This window comes from Waterburya sp. (assembly GCF_058530065.1).
The window spans coordinates 1-14,982 of the sequence record NZ_JBZNBU010000372.1 but is presented as its reverse complement, the minus strand read 5'-3'; the positions used below and the strand labels follow the sequence as shown (position 1 = coordinate 14,982).

Here is a 14,982-nt window from a genome sequence, read left to right as displayed (position 1 = left end):
GCGCTTTTCACATGGGTAGACCACATAATTAAACTTTAAAAACTAAGAACTAAGAACTAAGAACTAAAAACTAAAAACTACGAACTAGTAAATTTTCCCAGAGAGCTATTCAAATGAAAACGGCTGTAAGTAGTCGATCTACAATTTAGACAAAAAATATAATGTTGCAGTATACAAACTTATATTAACTAAAGTATCGATTTTTAAGCCTAAAATAATAGTTTAGCTAAGATTGAAATATATAGTTTAAAAATCAAAGTAAAAGCTCGATAACTCTTGATTAGTTCGATCCCCAAGCTTTTTTCAAACAAGGCAGACCAGTATCTTTGATTTCAACTATAGTTAATTAACTTATTTTTTAAAAAAAATCATGAAATCTGCTTCTAACTTAGGACAATCAATTTCATTAGCTATACTCCTAGTTTTTACTAGTGTAAGCGTGATTTTATTAATGGCGATCGCTAGTAATCAATTTTAATTCAACCCAAAATTTTAATTCAACCCAATTTTAGCATCAGTAAAAATCAAACAGTTTAGAAGGCTAAGTAATTAGGTCAAATCATTGTTCTCAGAGTTTTTATTTGAATCCAAACTTAGCTTTCTTTAAGATTAATTATTTTGTCCGTTGGCGCGCAAGGTTGACGGTAAGCAGAGCGGATGCTGTATTTATACCCGAGTTCTGGATGAAACCAGGGAGTATAAGCAAAAGTATAGGGATAACTTTTCGGCATACAAATATTATCTCCTGGGTTAATTTTATTAATTACGTTTAAGTTAAGTTTGATAGTTTTAAATCTTTCTAGGGAATGAAAATTAGGCTTTAAATAAACATAATTGGTTTTAATCCCAACTATGATTATGGCAATTAAAGCGATCGAACCTAAATAGCGAGGTTTGATAAATTTACTTTGATATTTTTGAATTAAAAATAAATTTAACGAAATCGTTACGATCGCCCAATACATAAAGTAACGTAACTCGTGGGACTGAGGAAAATTAGCAGCAACAACAGACATCACTAATAATGTTAATCCTGCTGTACGGGTATCGGAATTGGGATTGGTAAGATTAAAATAGATTAAGAGCAATACTTGAATTACCATATACGCCCCAAAAAAGCCTCCCATGCGGTTGCGATCGGGATTGGCACTATATAGATCGTGATTCCAGTATGCTGAGTTGACATCGAGTATTGAGTAAAGCCAGCGTTGGGCTTTGGGTGCATCGGCTAAGTAGCCAGGAGAGTCTTGATATAAAGGCAAAGCATGATTGAGAACTTTTCCTGCAATTTCGATCCGCACGGGATAAAAAGGATTGCCATGAATTGCGATATTTTTTATGGGGGTGGCAAAGATTAATAAGGAAGCTATTAAGCTTAGAGGAATTGCTTTGCTCAACCAAGAATTGAACTGTTTGCGATTTACTTGCCAATGCAGCCAAATAATCCTGACAGCAATAAATAGTAAGACTAAAAATACTAAAGGTTCTAATTGAGGTTTAGTATTAGAAGAACCAAAACTAGCTAAAAATATTACTAGTAAATCTTTGGGAGATGGTAAATCTTGTTTTTTAAACAAAACATACGCCATCATAATTGTCATGGCGAGAAAAATGTTAGCTAGCAAATCCACATAACAGTTAACAGCATGAGCTTGGATTAAAGGAACGCCTAGCAAACTGAGGAGAGTAAGATAATAGGGGGCTTGGAAATAACTTTTTAAAAAATAGCAATACAAAATCAAACTGCAATAACCCACTAAGTTAGCAGCTTGAATTCTTTGAGTAATAAACCAGAAAAAACCCTGAAAAAACTGTCCCAAAAGAGGAAAACCGCGAAATCTCTCCTCCATATTGATAAATTGTTCGGCTGGCACTATCCCCCAAATCCTCGCTGCAAAGGGTAAATGATAGCCCCAAGTATCGAACGTACCATCAACATCAATCCAGCCTCTAAGGAAAATAGCAATAGCTATCAATAAAGCGATCGCTTTGAGAATAGTTTCTAGTCCTAGGCTGGATTTGGGTTTTTGTTGTTCTATCTTCTGCTGCTCGCTGGTTTTCACAATATAGTAGTTTTAATAGACTTTTCCTAATATTTTAAAAATACATTTTCTGGGTTAATTTTTAGCTATTAAAAAATGTATGAGTAACTAAAACAATTTTTTTGATTAATATTCATTTTTATGATGTCAACTAAAGAGAAATTAACTTTACCCCCTATGGGTTGTGGTACTTGGGCTTGGGGTAATCGTTTGTTGTGGGGATACGATGAGAGTATGGACGCTCAATTACAAGAGGTATTTAATCTTTGTGTCAGTAATGGGGTGACATTATTCGACACAGGAGATTCCTATGGCACGGGAAAATTAAACGGACAAAGCGAAAAATTGCTGGGAAAGTTCGATCGCGAATATCGAGGAGTTAATCAAGATAAAATCTGTTTGGCTACTAAGCTTGCTGCTTATCCTGGCGACTAACTTCTAAGTCAATGGTAGAAGCGGGTAAAGCTTCTATAGAAAGAATGGGTAGAGTGGATTTAGCTCAGATGCACTGGTCTACAGCTAATTATTTTCCCTGGCAGGAATGGCAATTGTTAGATGGTTTGGCGGATTTATACGATCGGGGTTTAATCAAAGGAGTCGGTCTTTCTAACTATGGTACGAAGAGATTGAGAAAGATTCATCAGAAATTTAGCGATCGCGGTGTCCCCATTGCTACTCTACAAGTACAGTATTCTTTGCTATCTACTTACCCCGTTACAAAATTAGGAATTAAAGAAACCTGCGACGAATTAGGAATTAAGCTAATTGCCTATAGTCCCCTCTGTTTGGGCATTCTGACGGGAAAATATACCAATTCCAGTACTTATCCCCAAGGCTTGCGGGGGTTACTATTCAAACGCTTAGTCCCCGAATCCAAGCCCATACTAAATTGCTTAAAGGCGATCGCTTTATATCGCCATAAAACAATGGCACAAGTAGCAATCAACTGGTGTATTGCCAAGGGGGCAATTCCCATTCCTGGGGCAAAAAATGTCAAACAAGCGCGAGAAAACATCTCCGCCCAAGATTGGCAACTCGATAGTGGAGAAGTAGCAGAATTAGACCGCGCCGCCGCATCAGTAAATAAACCAATGGTGCAGAACATCTTTCAGACTACATAAATGTTCAATGTTCAATGTTCAATGTTCAATGTTAATCGTCCATCTGCCAGGGTTCGATAATATTATTTTCGTCTAAAATTTTCTTAGGACGCAAAACTAATACCAATTGTCCGACAATAGATTCTGTGGGTTGAGTTTCAAACCAGCGTATTTCTAGATTGCCGTCTATTTCCACCACGAAATAGCTGTTGACATCCCAAGTAGTATTAGCTCGATCTAAAACGATTAAAACTTCTTCTACTCTGCCCGATAAAGATTTGGGCAAGCGATCGCTTTTACATAAATAAGCTACGGGATCTTGAGCTTTGAGGACTACTTGCCAGCCAGGAATGGGGACATAGCTGCCACCGCTAGCATCGATATTGCCAAAGGGTTGTTGGATTTCTACCTGCTGTACTGCTGCTATTTGCTCCCGATTGAGGGGATATTTACCAGCTAAGGGTACAATGCGGGGTAATGCTTCTTCTATTTCTAAACGATATAAAGGTAGTAGTGGCTCTGAAACAGCTTTAACTATACTAAAATCGCTTAATAGTTTTTCAATGGCTTCTCTGGCAGATTGAGAATCAGCAAATTTTAGACCTTGAGCGATTAAACGCGATCGCTGTTGTAGGTCTTTTTGGCTTTTAGCTCGCTTCCAAGATAAGTATGCCACCCAATCCCCAGGACAATCGGTAAAGGCTTCGGGTAATTGAGACATCCGCGAAACATCTTTGATCGCTTTGGTTACTAGATGCGCGCCATCAATATCCAAACGTTTGTAATAAGCTAAAAGAGCCGCTTCTACCCGTTGAGTTTGGTTTAAGAATCTAAATTCGTGTAAGACATCGCTACGAGGACCTTTGAAATATTCTAAAACTTCTGGTGCGACTCCTTTATCGACCAAGTTACCAAATACTTGAGAGGCAACAATAACTAGGTTTTGTTGGCTGTTTTGAAATCCCGTAGCCTCAAAAATTTGTTGGGGACTATAGCCAGCTTTTTGTAATTTCTGACATACTTGTCCCCATTCCACCCAAGTTCCTTCTTTATGTAAGAGCGATCGCATCAATTCTTGCGCTTCTGCCTCTGATATTTGGTCTTTGCTATCTTGGGGAATACTACTCATGTTTTGCTTACCTCTTGTCTTAGCTAAATTTTATCTTGGGATAAACGAACTTATAGCCAGCGTCCTTGATTTTTTGATTGGATAGCCTCATATTGTAACGTAGAGGCTCGTCCGAATCATCCCAAGTAACTCCTGGTAAATTGTGTGCCTCAAATAATCGTCTCAAAAATTCTTTGACTGTCAATACTTCTTCGCTAGCTAAATGATAGATGCCTTGGAGTTGTTTTTCCTTAGCAAAATCGATCGCCCCGACAATATCTTCTAGATGAACCCAATTACTATAACGCTGTCCGTTTCCAGGTCTTGTCATGCCTGACATTTTGCCAAAAATCTTAATTAATTCTCTACCTTCGCCATAGATACCCGATAAGCGCAAAATACAGGTTTTAAACTCGGTTTCTGGTATGGATAATAATATTGATTCGGTTTTAGCTAATATTTCGCCGTATTCATCTTTAGGATTGGGAATGGCAGTTTCATCGACAACTCCTCCCGCGCGATCGCCCAAGATGCCATAACTGCTAGTATAAATAAGCTGCTTGACGCTTTTGGTGGCTCGAATTGCCGCGATCGCATTTTTAGCGGTTTCTAGATATGCTTGCTGATATGCTTCTACAGATCTTTGTTTCGCACCCACGCTTAGTAAAACTACTTCTTTATCTGCCACTACTTGTTTTAAAGCAGCTAAATCTTCTCCTGTAGTCACGACAACTTTTGAAGCGATATTTTGCAACTTTCCTTGTTTGCTGGGGCTAGTAGTAGTTACCGTAACTATGTCTCCTTTTTCATGCCATCTACGAGCCACAGCACTACCAACGTACCCACAACCGATAATTGCTAACCCCATAGTTTAATAATTTATACTCCTGACAACAAACAAGATATCAGAATCATCTATTTTATGTTTAACAAATAATTTCTACTGTGAATAATTCTGCGATCGCGCCTATGGATTTATTAGTTCCTTTGTTTTTGTTAGGTTTAATTATCCTAGCTGCAATATTTTTTGCTAACCAAACTTAATCCATCATGGTAGACAAATCTATGGAAATTCTTGGGGTTTGGATTGCCAATCGTCCCCACAGTCAAGTTTTAGAGTCATTAGAGAATATCGAAGAGGCGATCTCTTTTTTGGCAGATTATGGCTTTAATTATATTTTTCCCGTAGTTTGGACGAGGGGTTATACCCTTTATCCTTCCCCAGTAATGACTCGCTATAGATTAGCCGCGATCGCACCTTTTTATGGAGAGCAACAACGAGATCCTTTAAAAGAGATTATTACTGCTGCTCAAAAACATGAGATTAAAGTCATTCCTTGGTTGGAATATGGTTTTGCTGCTTCCCATTTACTCAGTGGCGGACAGATTCTCAAAAAATACCCCAATTGGCAAGCGATCGATCGCCAGGGAAAACTAGTCAGACATGGTGGCTTAACCTGGATGAATGGTTTTAATCCCGACGTGCAGCAATTCATATTGGATTTGGTAGCAGAAATCGTGACTAACTACGATGTGGATGGCATACAAGGATGCGATCGCTTGCCAGCAATGCCCAACACCGCAGGTTATGACCCCCAAACCGTTGCTAAATATCAAGCAGAATTTGGCAAACAGCCTCCAAGCAACTGCAAAGACAAACAATGGATACAATGGCGTGCCGATCTGCTGACAGATTTTTTAGGCAGACTGTACCAACAAGTAAAAACTATCAAACCTCAAGTTTTAGTATCCCTTTCCCCTGCGGTATATCCTTTTTGCCAGGAAAATCTCTTACAAGACTCTGTAGCTTGGCTTAACAAAGGTTTTGTCGATATCATTCATCCCCAAATATATCGTTCTAGTTATTTTAGCTACAACCAGGAAGTAAAAAAGATAATTAAAACCTGCGATCGCGACTCCCTAACTAAATTTGCTCCAGGCATTGCTTTTACTGCCAACGGCAAAGATCTCAGCCTCAAAGATTTAATTAAATGTATTCAAACCAACCGCCACAACTCCTTTCGGGGACAAATATTATTTCACTACGAAGGATTGCGCCAAAAAAGCGATCCCATTGCGATCGCCCTTAGAGATATCTTGATTAACCCATAACCCATGAAGAATTCAGCTTACCTACTACCTACTCTGCAAGTACTTCTCCAATGGCAAATTCAGGGGCTGCTAAGACAAAAATAGTCGAAGGCAAATTAGCTACCCTTGCTTGGAGATTTTCGTAATATTCCGTGAAATTTTCCGATGGTTCTGCCATACCTAAAAATACGAGATCGGAGTTACGGGAAGATTGTTGCAGAATTTCATTGAAAGGACGACCTTCAGACACAATTACTTTGGGAATGACGTCAATTCTTAGATTTTTACTCAATTCGTTCAAATTTTCCTTGGCAGCAGCAGCAGCATTACCATCGGGAACGACTAACTTTAGATAAATTCTGGCATTGCGCCAATTGATATCAGTCCTTAATAAATAAGCAAGTAACAACATCAGACTGCCATTAGCTTGCATCCCTCCCCACCAAACATCAATGCTGCGACGGAAACCAAAGCCTTGCTGTTGATTTTCATGAAAAATCACCAGATTTCTTTTACTAGCATGAATTTCGGCGATCGCATTGCAAAAACTTTCTCTTCTTTCTGGTTGTTCGCTATCTCCCATAACTACAGTATTGGGGACTAGTGGCCCTAAACCATAGGTTTCTACCAGTCTTACAGCCCCTTCAAAAGGATCGTCAGCGGTTACCACTCTAACTAAAGCCCGTACCCCTCTTTTTTGCAGATAATCGCGGATGGTCTTCTCTAATTTTTGCTGCTGCTTGAGATCTCTCGATCCGCTGGGAAGTACGCTAGAGACGGTCATTAAACTGCGATTGTGACTGAATCCATCGGCAAGTTCGATTAAAGACCAACGTTTTTGAGGCGCGCCCGATAAGACCAAAATATGTGGTCGCCAATTTTTAGTATCGTCTTGTTCTTCTAATTGAAAAATCCCCTGACCGATTAACGCCATCCACATCCCTCGACGCACATCACCCCAGGTGGTTTCTAATTCTCTCCGTTGCAACCAAATATAAATTCCCGAAACAATTATTGCCGCGCAGACCGTAGCGAAGGCATCGATCAAGAACATTACTCCCAAACAGCCAATCGCACCTAACAAGGATAGAGACCAATGAACTCTAAAACTAGGACGAAAAGAAGGACTTTGTAGAAAACCTTCAATGGCTGCCGAAATATTTAACACCAAGTAGGTAGTTAAAAAGAACATCGATAAAATTGGCGCAATTAAATTCAGGTCTCCAACACAAACTGCGGCAACGGCAATACCCAAACTAACCCATGTTCCATTGCGGGGTTCATCTTCTTTACCGTGTCCTTTGCCCAAAAAGCTAAATAAAGGCGGTAACACTCCATCTCTTGCTAAAGCTTGCAATACTCTCGGCGCGCCTAAAATACTGCCAATGGCACTACTCAGAGTTGCCCCCCAGACCCCCAAAAGCATCGTGAAACCAAAGCCTTTTAATGCCGTTTCCTGCATCACAAATACATTGGAATCGACTAAACTAGCGGTATCTGCTCGAAATGCCATAAAAATAGGCAGCAGCATATAAATAACATATCCCACTCCCACTGCTGCCAAAGTACCAATAGGTAAAGATTTAACGGGATCTTTTAAATCTCCCGACATATTTACCCCTGCCATAATCCCCGTTACCGCAGGGAAAAACACCGCGAACACCGTCCAAAAAGGCAACCCCTCTTGAGATGGGGCAGATAGTCCTTGAATTTCAATACCAGGTAAAGGACTACCCAAAGCAAAAGTAATTAAAGATATGGCGATCGCTGCCATAATAAAGTATTGGGCTTTAATCGCCAATTCTGCCGAAGTAATCGCCAGGATACCCACCAAAATTGTCACTATTAAGGCTACATAGGTTTGATTCCAGCCAAAATCCTGAAAATTAATACTCATACCCAACAAATCGATTTTGGCATTAACCAAACTTTCGGCAAAACCAATAGTATAGAGTGCTACCGATACTGCCTGGGCAAAATATAAAGAAATACCGACTGCGCCTCCCGTCTCGATACCGAGAGAACGACTAATCATATAGTATGCACCCCCTACCCTAACTACTTTATCTGTTGCGATCGCGCAAACTGATAAGGCAGTTAAAAAAGTAATCGAAGTGGAAATGGTGACAATGATTAGAGTGCCAATTAGTCCTGCATTGCCTACCACCCAGCCAAAACGCAGGTACATAATTACCCCTAAAATGGTCAAGATTGAAGGAGTAAAAACGCCACCAAATGTACCTAATCCAGTAGCTTGAGGAGTTTGAGTAGAAGAATTCAAATCGGGAGATGATTTCACTTTTGCTACAAATGCTTTTTTGAGTAATAGCTAGCCTAGGGCGTGTTTACAGATTCAAAACCGCGACTCTCTTAGGAAAGTGACGGCTACCAATCGCGATTATACTGCTAGTTTTAGGGAAGTTGTAAAAGATTTAAAAAAACGGTGATAATATAATAGTTTGCAGTTCAAAAATATATCTAAACAAAACTAAGCAAAAAAAATATGGCACTGACTCAACAACGCAAGCAAGAATTAATGGCAGAATATCAAATCCACGAAACCGATACTGGTTCTGCGGATTTGCAAATTGCCGTTCTTACCGAACGAATCAATCAATTAACCGCTCATCTTAAGGCTAACAAAAAAGATCACTCTTCTCGTCGTGGTCTGCTCAAAATGATCGGTCGTCGTAAAGGTCTTTTGGCTTATATTCAAAACGAAGACTACGAACGCTATCAGAAGTTGATCGCACGTCTTGGCATCCGTCGTTAATTATTTCTCCAATATTCATGCCATCAGATTCTAAACGGGGTCGTTTACCATTTGAACCCCGTAATAATAAAAAAAACAATCAACAAAGCGACTCTAAAAAAGTTGCAGCTGCCAAACCAGAAGTTTCTAAGCAGCAGTCAAATAAAAAACCCAAATCTGCTAGGAAAAATGCTCGCAAGCGATCTTCCAATTTAGGCGCAATTCCCGACGTAGTTAGCAAGCGCATGGGAAGACGTATGGCAGTTTTTTGTGGTATCCCTTCTACATTAGGAATGTCTTCTTTATTTATTTTTTATTGGTTAAAAATAAAAGAAGTTGTCGAACTACCTCCTTATCTTGCTCTAGCCGTATCCTTTGGCTTTTTAGGATTGGGAGTATTGGGCTTGAGCTACGGTCTTTTTTCCGCTTGTTGGGACGAAGACAGAGCGGGTACTCTAATGGGTTTTGATGAGTTTAAAGTGAACCTAGAGAGAACTAAAGAAGCCTGGAAAGCATCAAAAAAAGCTGAAAGCTAATTATTAAACTATCCCGAACGTTTCCTTGTTAAGCTTGGGAAAAGGTAAAAGGAGAAGGGTTAAAGGTTTCATGACTATTCTCATTTAGGATTTAATTTGAAACTATTGATTCTTCACCTTACTCTACAACTTTAGTTAATTATCTGAATCCTGTTGCTATCAAGATTTATTTCTTGGGGAAAAAATATTATCAAGCATATTATTTAGTTTTTAAGAAAAATATATGGCTCTCGTTATGAGATTTTTACCATTATTTTAAATTGCCATAACTGTTTTAAATATTACAAAAAGCTCCATCTTGCCGAAAAATTTACTACCATGACTAGGTAAGCTAATTGACAAATATTGGGGGTTATCGGGCATGATTGTCGTAATGAAAGTTGGTTCTCCAGAACAAGAGATTGAGAGAATAGAAACAGAATTACAGGAATGGGGATTAACTCCTGAAAAAATTGTTGGCAAGCATAAAGTTGTCATTGGATTGGTAGGGGAAACAGCATCTCTCGATCCCCTGCAACTTAAAGAAATTAGCCCTTGGATTGAAAGTGTTTTGCGCGTCGAACAACCCTATAAAAAAGCCAGCTTAGAATATCGCAACGGCGAACATAGTAATGTTACTGTTTCCACTCCTAACGGCGATGTTACTTTCGGACAAAATCAACCTGTAGTGTTTATTGCAGGACCTTGTTCAGTAGAAAACGAAGAAATGATAATTGAGACAGCCAAAGCAGTTAAGGCGGCGGGAGCTAGCTTCTTGCGCGGTGGAGCGTACAAACCCCGTACTTCTCCCTATTCTTTCCAAGGTCATGGAGAAAGTGCTTTAGAATTGTTAGCTGCTGCCAGAGATGCTAGCGGTTTGGGAATTATTACGGAAGTAATGGATACTGCTGACGTAGACAAAATAGCGGAAGTTGCTGATATTTTGCAAGTCGGAGCGAGAAATATGCAAAACTTTGCCCTGCTCAAAAAAGTTGGGGCGCAAGATAAACCAGTATTTCTCAAAAGGGGTATGTCTGCCACTATCGACGATTGGTTGATGGCAGCAGAATATATTTTAGCTGCGGGAAATTCTAACGTGATTCTCTGCGAGCGAGGTATTAGAACCTTCGATCGCAAGTACGTCCGCAATACGATTGATTTAGCGGTTATTCCCGTATTGCGCTCTTTGACTCACTTACCAATCGCGATCGATCCCAGCCACGGTACTGGTGTAGCACAGTATGTCTTGCCCATGGCTAAAGCAGCGATCGCCGCAGGAACAGATTCTCTGATGATCGAAGTTCATCCCAACCCAGCCAAGGCACTTTCTGATGGACCTCAGTCTTTAACATTTGATGCTTTTGAAGGTTTGATGGGAGAATTAAGTGTTGTGGGCAAAGCTGTCGGTCGTTGGTCGAAGTCTGCCATAACGGTTTAACTACTGTTGATTAATTTTATGAAAGATACAGCAAAAGAATCTCCTCTCAATGGCGTTCATCACGATCTCATTGAGGATGATGGCGCAGCCAATGGCGATTCAGAATTATCGGAATCTAAAGCAACTCCTCTGCGTTGTTTCCTCGCTTCCTTAATTTCTGGGGCGATCGCTTTCTGTTTGTATTTGCTTCTCAATTCTGTGGTGCAAACCTATGCTACCAAAGCAGTAACTTCTAGTAATCCGATTGTCATCAATCTCACTGCTGCGGTGAGAACTATGGTCATGGGTATTGTCGCTTTAGGGACGGGGGTTTTTGGAGTAGTGGCCATCGGAATTTTTCTTTTGGGCATTCAGTTAACCTTACAAGGTTTTAATCAAGCTGAGGGTTGATTAAATCAAGACCTTAGGTTTCCACACATTCTTTATTTCTTATGAAATTTGTCGATCGGAGAAAAAGTAGAAAGGGCGATCGCTATTTGTTTTTTGCTTGTGTTAGTTTGGCGATTTTCATTTCTAGCTGTAGTCAAAACAGTCTAAATCAATGCCAACAAATTTTCCAAATTGCTAGAGAAATCGATCGCAGTAGCGAAAATATTGCTCGCAACCAAGATGAACTAGATCTGAAAAGTTGGCTAGAAGCCGCTCAGATGATGGAAATAGCTGCCGATCGAATTCAAGCTCTTCATATTGATAATTCAGATTTAATCGAACATCAAGATCGACTGGCGACAATATATCGTATTTATGCTCGATCTACTTACGATGCAGTAAGAGCTAGAGAAAATAAAAACCTACAAGCATTAGAGGCGGCTCGTCTTAACGCTCTACAAACTGACAAAATGCACCAAGATTCGATCGCAGCTTTGAATAATTACTGTCTCAATCGCCAATAATATCGGGCTCGCGCGAACAATTAAATCTTATGGTAGACGACGAGATATTATTCCGCTCAAAAAAATTCTTAGTCTTGCTCCCATTACGACAATCCTAAATTAATCTAATTTTTAGCTTCTTCAGTTATCTTTACATACTTAAGTTTTTTTGTATCCTTCTACTTATTATGCGAACTTAATCTAAGACTTTCAATTAAAAATTAAACTAAAAATGAGGGAAGTCTAACTTCCCCCAAATCAAACACGCTTTTGTTATCTATGTTTAACTACACTAAAATGTTTTAAAATTAAAAGTTGAATTTGATTAAATTTTAAAATCAACAAATAAAAACTACTATAGTAATATTTGATTTTTTATTCCAGAAAAAGTGATGTTAATAGTAACCAAGATAAAATATTTTCGAGGTTAAAATTGTTTAAATATTCAATAGCTATTTTAAAATTATTGAAAAATTTATTAAATAAAATAGTAGTTCAGATTGAGTCTAGCCTTGCTAATTTTGGCAGAAAGACGATTAACAGTAGCCACTTTCTGTTCTATCTGTTCGGATAGTTGAGAATTTTGATTGTATTTTTGCTGATGGCTTTGTAGCTTAGCTAAGGTTTCTTTAACTGTTGCTAATTCTTTTTCAATTTTAATTAATAAAATGATCAGTCTGGCTACCTTAACAGTTTTTTCTTCAGCAACGACTTCTTGTTGAATAGACGCAATGTACTTATTAATATCTTCCATGAATTTACTAAATATTTGATTTTTGTTACAGAATAACTGGTGTTTGTGTTGTTTCTTTAACTTAGTATATCCGTGAATATGTGGGCATGGCATAAAGTTTGCGTAATTCTTGGGATATTTATGTAAATAATCTGTGAATTTACTGAAATGTGGCAAACAAACTCCCAATTAGCAATGGTTTCAGGTTTTTAAGTTTTTCTAAATTATCACTCTACATAATATCTTACAGGGTTTTGCCAAGGATTTTAGGGATATTCACTTCAGTAATTTAACCTAAGTAATTTCCAGGTCTCTTGCCTATAGTCAAATTCTGGAACTCATAAGTACCTAAGCAGAATTATTTGTATATTCCATATTTTCCTAACCCCTAACCCCTAACCCCTAACCCCTAACCCCTAACCCCTAAACCCAATCTCAACTATCCAATTAATTTTGCACAACTACTTAGCATTCGTTGTACGGCTATATCTCACGTGCTATTATCCATTGATAATCCAATCTTATAGATAGCATTAAAAACTATTTGTCAAACAAGCTTTACAAAACTCAATAATACTTGTTACATTAATTTACATAGAGCAGCGACTACGAGGTAAGCAACAATGTATACCACCACTCAAATCGACAATGGAATATTAAACAACTACGCTACCGAGCCTAAAATGACTTATGCCCAAGCTCCAAGTCTTGACGAACAAAGACGTTATTTGAAATTAGGTGCGATCGCTACATTATTTGTATCTACATTAATCTTGATGTCCTTCATTGTTAGTTAGCTAACCATTGACAACCCAAACAGTTTTTATCTATTAATTTCGAGCAGCAAAACTAAACAATTGCTCTTCGACATTGATTTCTCCTACTCAGCCTTGGCAGATTCTGCCAAGGTTTTTTGTATCTGCCGTCCAAGATTTTCAGTAACCACGTCTCTAGAATGTTAATCTATCCAAGTAATCTCAACGTCTTGGATAGAGTATGGAATGTCTCGACTACTGAATTTTAGTTTCAAAGTTTGGATTTTAGCCGCAGGTAGGCTGTTATCAGAAATCGGGACTGGTTTTACACTATTTTATGCACCAATCTTTTTTGTCAATCAGGTAGGACTTTCTTCTACCCTAGTAGGCATTGCTTTGGGTAGCGGATCGGTATCAGGAGTCGTCGGCAGATTTTTAGGAGGTCAACTAGCGGATACTCCTAATTGGGGACGCAGAAAAACTCTATTAGCCTCAGCTGCAATTTCGGTCTTTGCAGATATAGTATTGTCCTTGACTTATAATTTTCCCACTTTGGTTTTGGGTAACTTATTGATGGGTTTTGGCATTGGTATGTATTGGCCAGCCACTGAAGCTGCCATTATAGATTTGACCGAGCCAGAACAACGTAACGAAGCTTTTGCTATTACGAGATTGGCGGATAGTTTGGGTTTGAGTTTGGGGGTAGTTTTAGGGGGAGCGTTAATTGCCAATTCAGGTAGCTATCGTGCCTTATTTGCGATCGATGGAGTTTCTTTTGCAATCTTTTTTGCCATCATTTATTTTGCGATCGCCGAAACATTTCAGTTTAAAGACCGAGACTCTCAATCTATTCCTGAAAATGCTTGGTCTTTAGCATTGCGCGATCGCGCTTTAAGAACTTTTGTGGCAGTAAATATACTATTTACAATTTATTTATCTCAAGTACAAAGTACCATGCCCTTATATTTGAAAAACTTCGTGCAACTAGCCGATACTGGTACTGGTTTTTCGGAGCAGGTAATTAGCGGTTTATTTACTTGGCATATTGCTTTTGCTGCCATTTGTCAGCTACCCGCAGCTTGGTTGCTCAATCGTTGCGATCGCATTACAGGATTGACTGTTTCTTTAGTTTTGTGGGGAATAGCCTTTGTTTTCGCTTGGGTAACGGGTAGCGTTAGCGATAATATTCTCATCTGGGCTATTTTAACTCTGGGAATGATGTCTTGGGGCATGATTACTTACACTCCGATCGCATCTGGTTTAGTTGCAGAATTAGCCCCCGAATCTTTGCGCGGTATTTACTTTTCCATTAATTCTCAATGTTGGGCTATTGGTTATTTTTTAGGTCCTCCTTTAGGGGGTTGGGCATTAGATAATCCTCAATTTATGCAATATTTCTGGTTGATTTTTGCTGCTTCGGTATTAGTTGGCATGATAGTTTTGCAGTATTTGAGAAAAATCGTTCCCTTAACCACTAGCCATTAGCTCCTGTTCAACAAAAAGCTAAAATAAAAAAATAAAACCATGATAGCTATTTCTAAAACCAAAGCCTGGGCAAATGCGATCGCCAAACCTG

Annotated in this window: 13 protein-coding genes and 1 pseudogene; 9 read left to right on the top strand and 5 right to left on the bottom strand. The window is 38.8% G+C overall.

Features of this window, described 5'->3' with window-relative positions; all coding sequences use genetic code 11:
• Positions 1–593: 593 nt before the first annotated feature.
• Positions 594–2,063, bottom strand: coding sequence for a hypothetical protein (locus AC33VI_RS22350; protein WP_491784471.1), 1,470 nt, complete (start codon positions 2,061–2,063; stop codon positions 594–596).
• Positions 2,064–2,186: 123 nt separating this feature from the next.
• On the opposite strand from AC33VI_RS22350, the pseudogene AC33VI_RS22345 reads away from it, so the two are divergent.
• A pseudogene (locus AC33VI_RS22345) lies at positions 2,187–3,163 on the top strand (aldo/keto reductase).
• Positions 3,164–3,194: 31 nt separating this feature from the next.
• Here AC33VI_RS22345 and AC33VI_RS22340 read toward each other — a convergent pair.
• Both AC33VI_RS22340 and AC33VI_RS22335 read right to left on the bottom strand, forming a co-directional pair.
• Entirely contained in the window at positions 3,195–4,271 is a 1,077-nt protein-coding gene (locus AC33VI_RS22340; RefSeq protein ID WP_491784470.1) for a RuBisCO accumulation factor 1, read from the bottom strand.
• A 19-nt stretch (positions 4,272–4,290) separates the two neighbouring features.
• Positions 4,291–5,118 carry an SDR family oxidoreductase gene (locus AC33VI_RS22335; protein ID WP_491784469.1) on the bottom strand — a complete coding sequence of 276 codons (828 nt, stop codon included), beginning with the start codon at positions 5,116–5,118 and terminating at the stop codon, positions 4,291–4,293.
• Between the two features lie 182 nt (positions 5,119–5,300).
• On the opposite strand from AC33VI_RS22335, the gene AC33VI_RS22330 reads away from it, so the two are divergent.
• Complete coding sequence (locus tag AC33VI_RS22330; protein ID WP_491784468.1) at positions 5,301–6,362, top strand: glycoside hydrolase family 10-like protein; 1,062 nt, start codon at positions 5,301–5,303, stop codon at positions 6,360–6,362.
• Between the two features lie 28 nt (positions 6,363–6,390).
• On the opposite strand, the gene AC33VI_RS22325 is transcribed toward AC33VI_RS22330, so the two are convergent.
• Positions 6,391–8,640 carry an amino acid permease gene (locus AC33VI_RS22325; RefSeq protein ID WP_491784467.1) on the bottom strand — a complete coding sequence of 750 codons (2,250 nt, stop codon included), beginning with the start codon at positions 8,638–8,640 and terminating at the stop codon, positions 6,391–6,393.
• 204 nt (positions 8,641–8,844) lie between these two features.
• Between AC33VI_RS22325 and rpsO the strand changes: the two genes are divergently transcribed.
• From rpsO to AC33VI_RS22300, 5 genes are all read left to right on the top strand, one after another.
• Positions 8,845–9,114, top strand: a complete 270-nt coding sequence (gene rpsO, locus AC33VI_RS22320) for a 30S ribosomal protein S15 (RefSeq protein ID WP_491784466.1) — start codon at positions 8,845–8,847, stop codon at positions 9,112–9,114.
• Between the two features lie 17 nt (positions 9,115–9,131).
• Positions 9,132–9,629: a PAM68 family protein gene (locus AC33VI_RS22315; RefSeq protein ID WP_491784465.1), complete on the top strand. Its 498-nt coding sequence runs from the start codon at positions 9,132–9,134 to the stop codon at positions 9,627–9,629.
• 361 nt (positions 9,630–9,990) lie between these two features.
• A complete protein-coding gene (gene aroF / locus AC33VI_RS22310) occupies positions 9,991–11,046 on the top strand; it encodes a 3-deoxy-7-phosphoheptulonate synthase (RefSeq protein WP_491784464.1) in 1,056 nt (351 codons plus the stop codon).
• A gap of 18 nt (positions 11,047–11,064) precedes the next feature.
• A complete protein-coding gene (locus tag AC33VI_RS22305) occupies positions 11,065–11,436 on the top strand; it encodes a DUF3082 domain-containing protein (RefSeq protein WP_491784463.1) in 372 nt (123 codons plus the stop codon).
• Between the two features lie 41 nt (positions 11,437–11,477).
• The gene (locus tag AC33VI_RS22300; RefSeq protein WP_491784462.1) at positions 11,478–11,939 is read left to right on the top strand and encodes a hypothetical protein; all 462 of its coding nucleotides are present in this window, start codon (positions 11,478–11,480) and stop codon (positions 11,937–11,939) included.
• Between the two features lie 457 nt (positions 11,940–12,396).
• On the opposite strand, the gene AC33VI_RS22295 is transcribed toward AC33VI_RS22300, so the two are convergent.
• A complete protein-coding gene (locus tag AC33VI_RS22295; protein ID WP_491784461.1) occupies positions 12,397–12,672 on the bottom strand; it encodes a chromosome segregation protein SMC in 276 nt (91 codons plus the stop codon).
• Positions 12,673–13,274: 602 nt separating this feature from the next.
• Between AC33VI_RS22295 and psb34 the strand changes: the two genes are divergently transcribed.
• Positions 13,275–13,448: a photosystem II assembly protein Psb34 gene (gene psb34 / locus AC33VI_RS22290; RefSeq protein WP_491784460.1), complete on the top strand. Its 174-nt coding sequence runs from the start codon at positions 13,275–13,277 to the stop codon at positions 13,446–13,448.
• A 204-nt stretch (positions 13,449–13,652) separates the two neighbouring features.
• Positions 13,653–14,891 (top strand): MFS transporter, encoded by a 1,239-nt coding sequence (locus tag AC33VI_RS22285; protein WP_491784459.1) that lies wholly within the window; start codon positions 13,653–13,655, stop codon positions 14,889–14,891.
• The last annotated feature ends 91 nt before the right edge of the window (positions 14,892–14,982 follow it).

Bases quoted from the DNA above. Each gene is read 5' to 3' on its own strand.
- AC33VI_RS22295 (WP_491784461.1), bottom strand. From the start codon at position 12,672: ATGGAAGATATTAATAAGTACATTGCGTCTATTCAACAAGAAGTCGTT.
- AC33VI_RS22285 (WP_491784459.1), top strand. From the start codon at position 13,653: ATGTCTCGACTACTGAATTTTAGTTTCAAAGTTTGGATTTTAGCCGCA.
- AC33VI_RS22335 (WP_491784469.1), bottom strand. From the start codon at position 5,118: ATGGGGTTAGCAATTATCGGTTGTGGGTACGTTGGTAGTGCTGTGGCT.
- AC33VI_RS22330 (WP_491784468.1), top strand. From the start codon at position 5,301: ATGGTAGACAAATCTATGGAAATTCTTGGGGTTTGGATTGCCAATCGT.
- AC33VI_RS22315 (WP_491784465.1), top strand. From the start codon at position 9,132: ATGCCATCAGATTCTAAACGGGGTCGTTTACCATTTGAACCCCGTAAT.
- AC33VI_RS22300 (WP_491784462.1), top strand. From the start codon at position 11,478: ATGAAATTTGTCGATCGGAGAAAAAGTAGAAAGGGCGATCGCTATTTG.
- rpsO (WP_491784466.1), top strand. From the start codon at position 8,845: ATGGCACTGACTCAACAACGCAAGCAAGAATTAATGGCAGAATATCAA.
- AC33VI_RS22340 (WP_491784470.1), bottom strand. From the start codon at position 4,271: ATGAGTAGTATTCCCCAAGATAGCAAAGACCAAATATCAGAGGCAGAA.
- AC33VI_RS22305 (WP_491784463.1), top strand. From the start codon at position 11,065: ATGAAAGATACAGCAAAAGAATCTCCTCTCAATGGCGTTCATCACGAT.
- aroF (WP_491784464.1), top strand. From the start codon at position 9,991: ATGATTGTCGTAATGAAAGTTGGTTCTCCAGAACAAGAGATTGAGAGA.
- psb34 (WP_491784460.1), top strand. From the start codon at position 13,275: ATGTATACCACCACTCAAATCGACAATGGAATATTAAACAACTACGCT.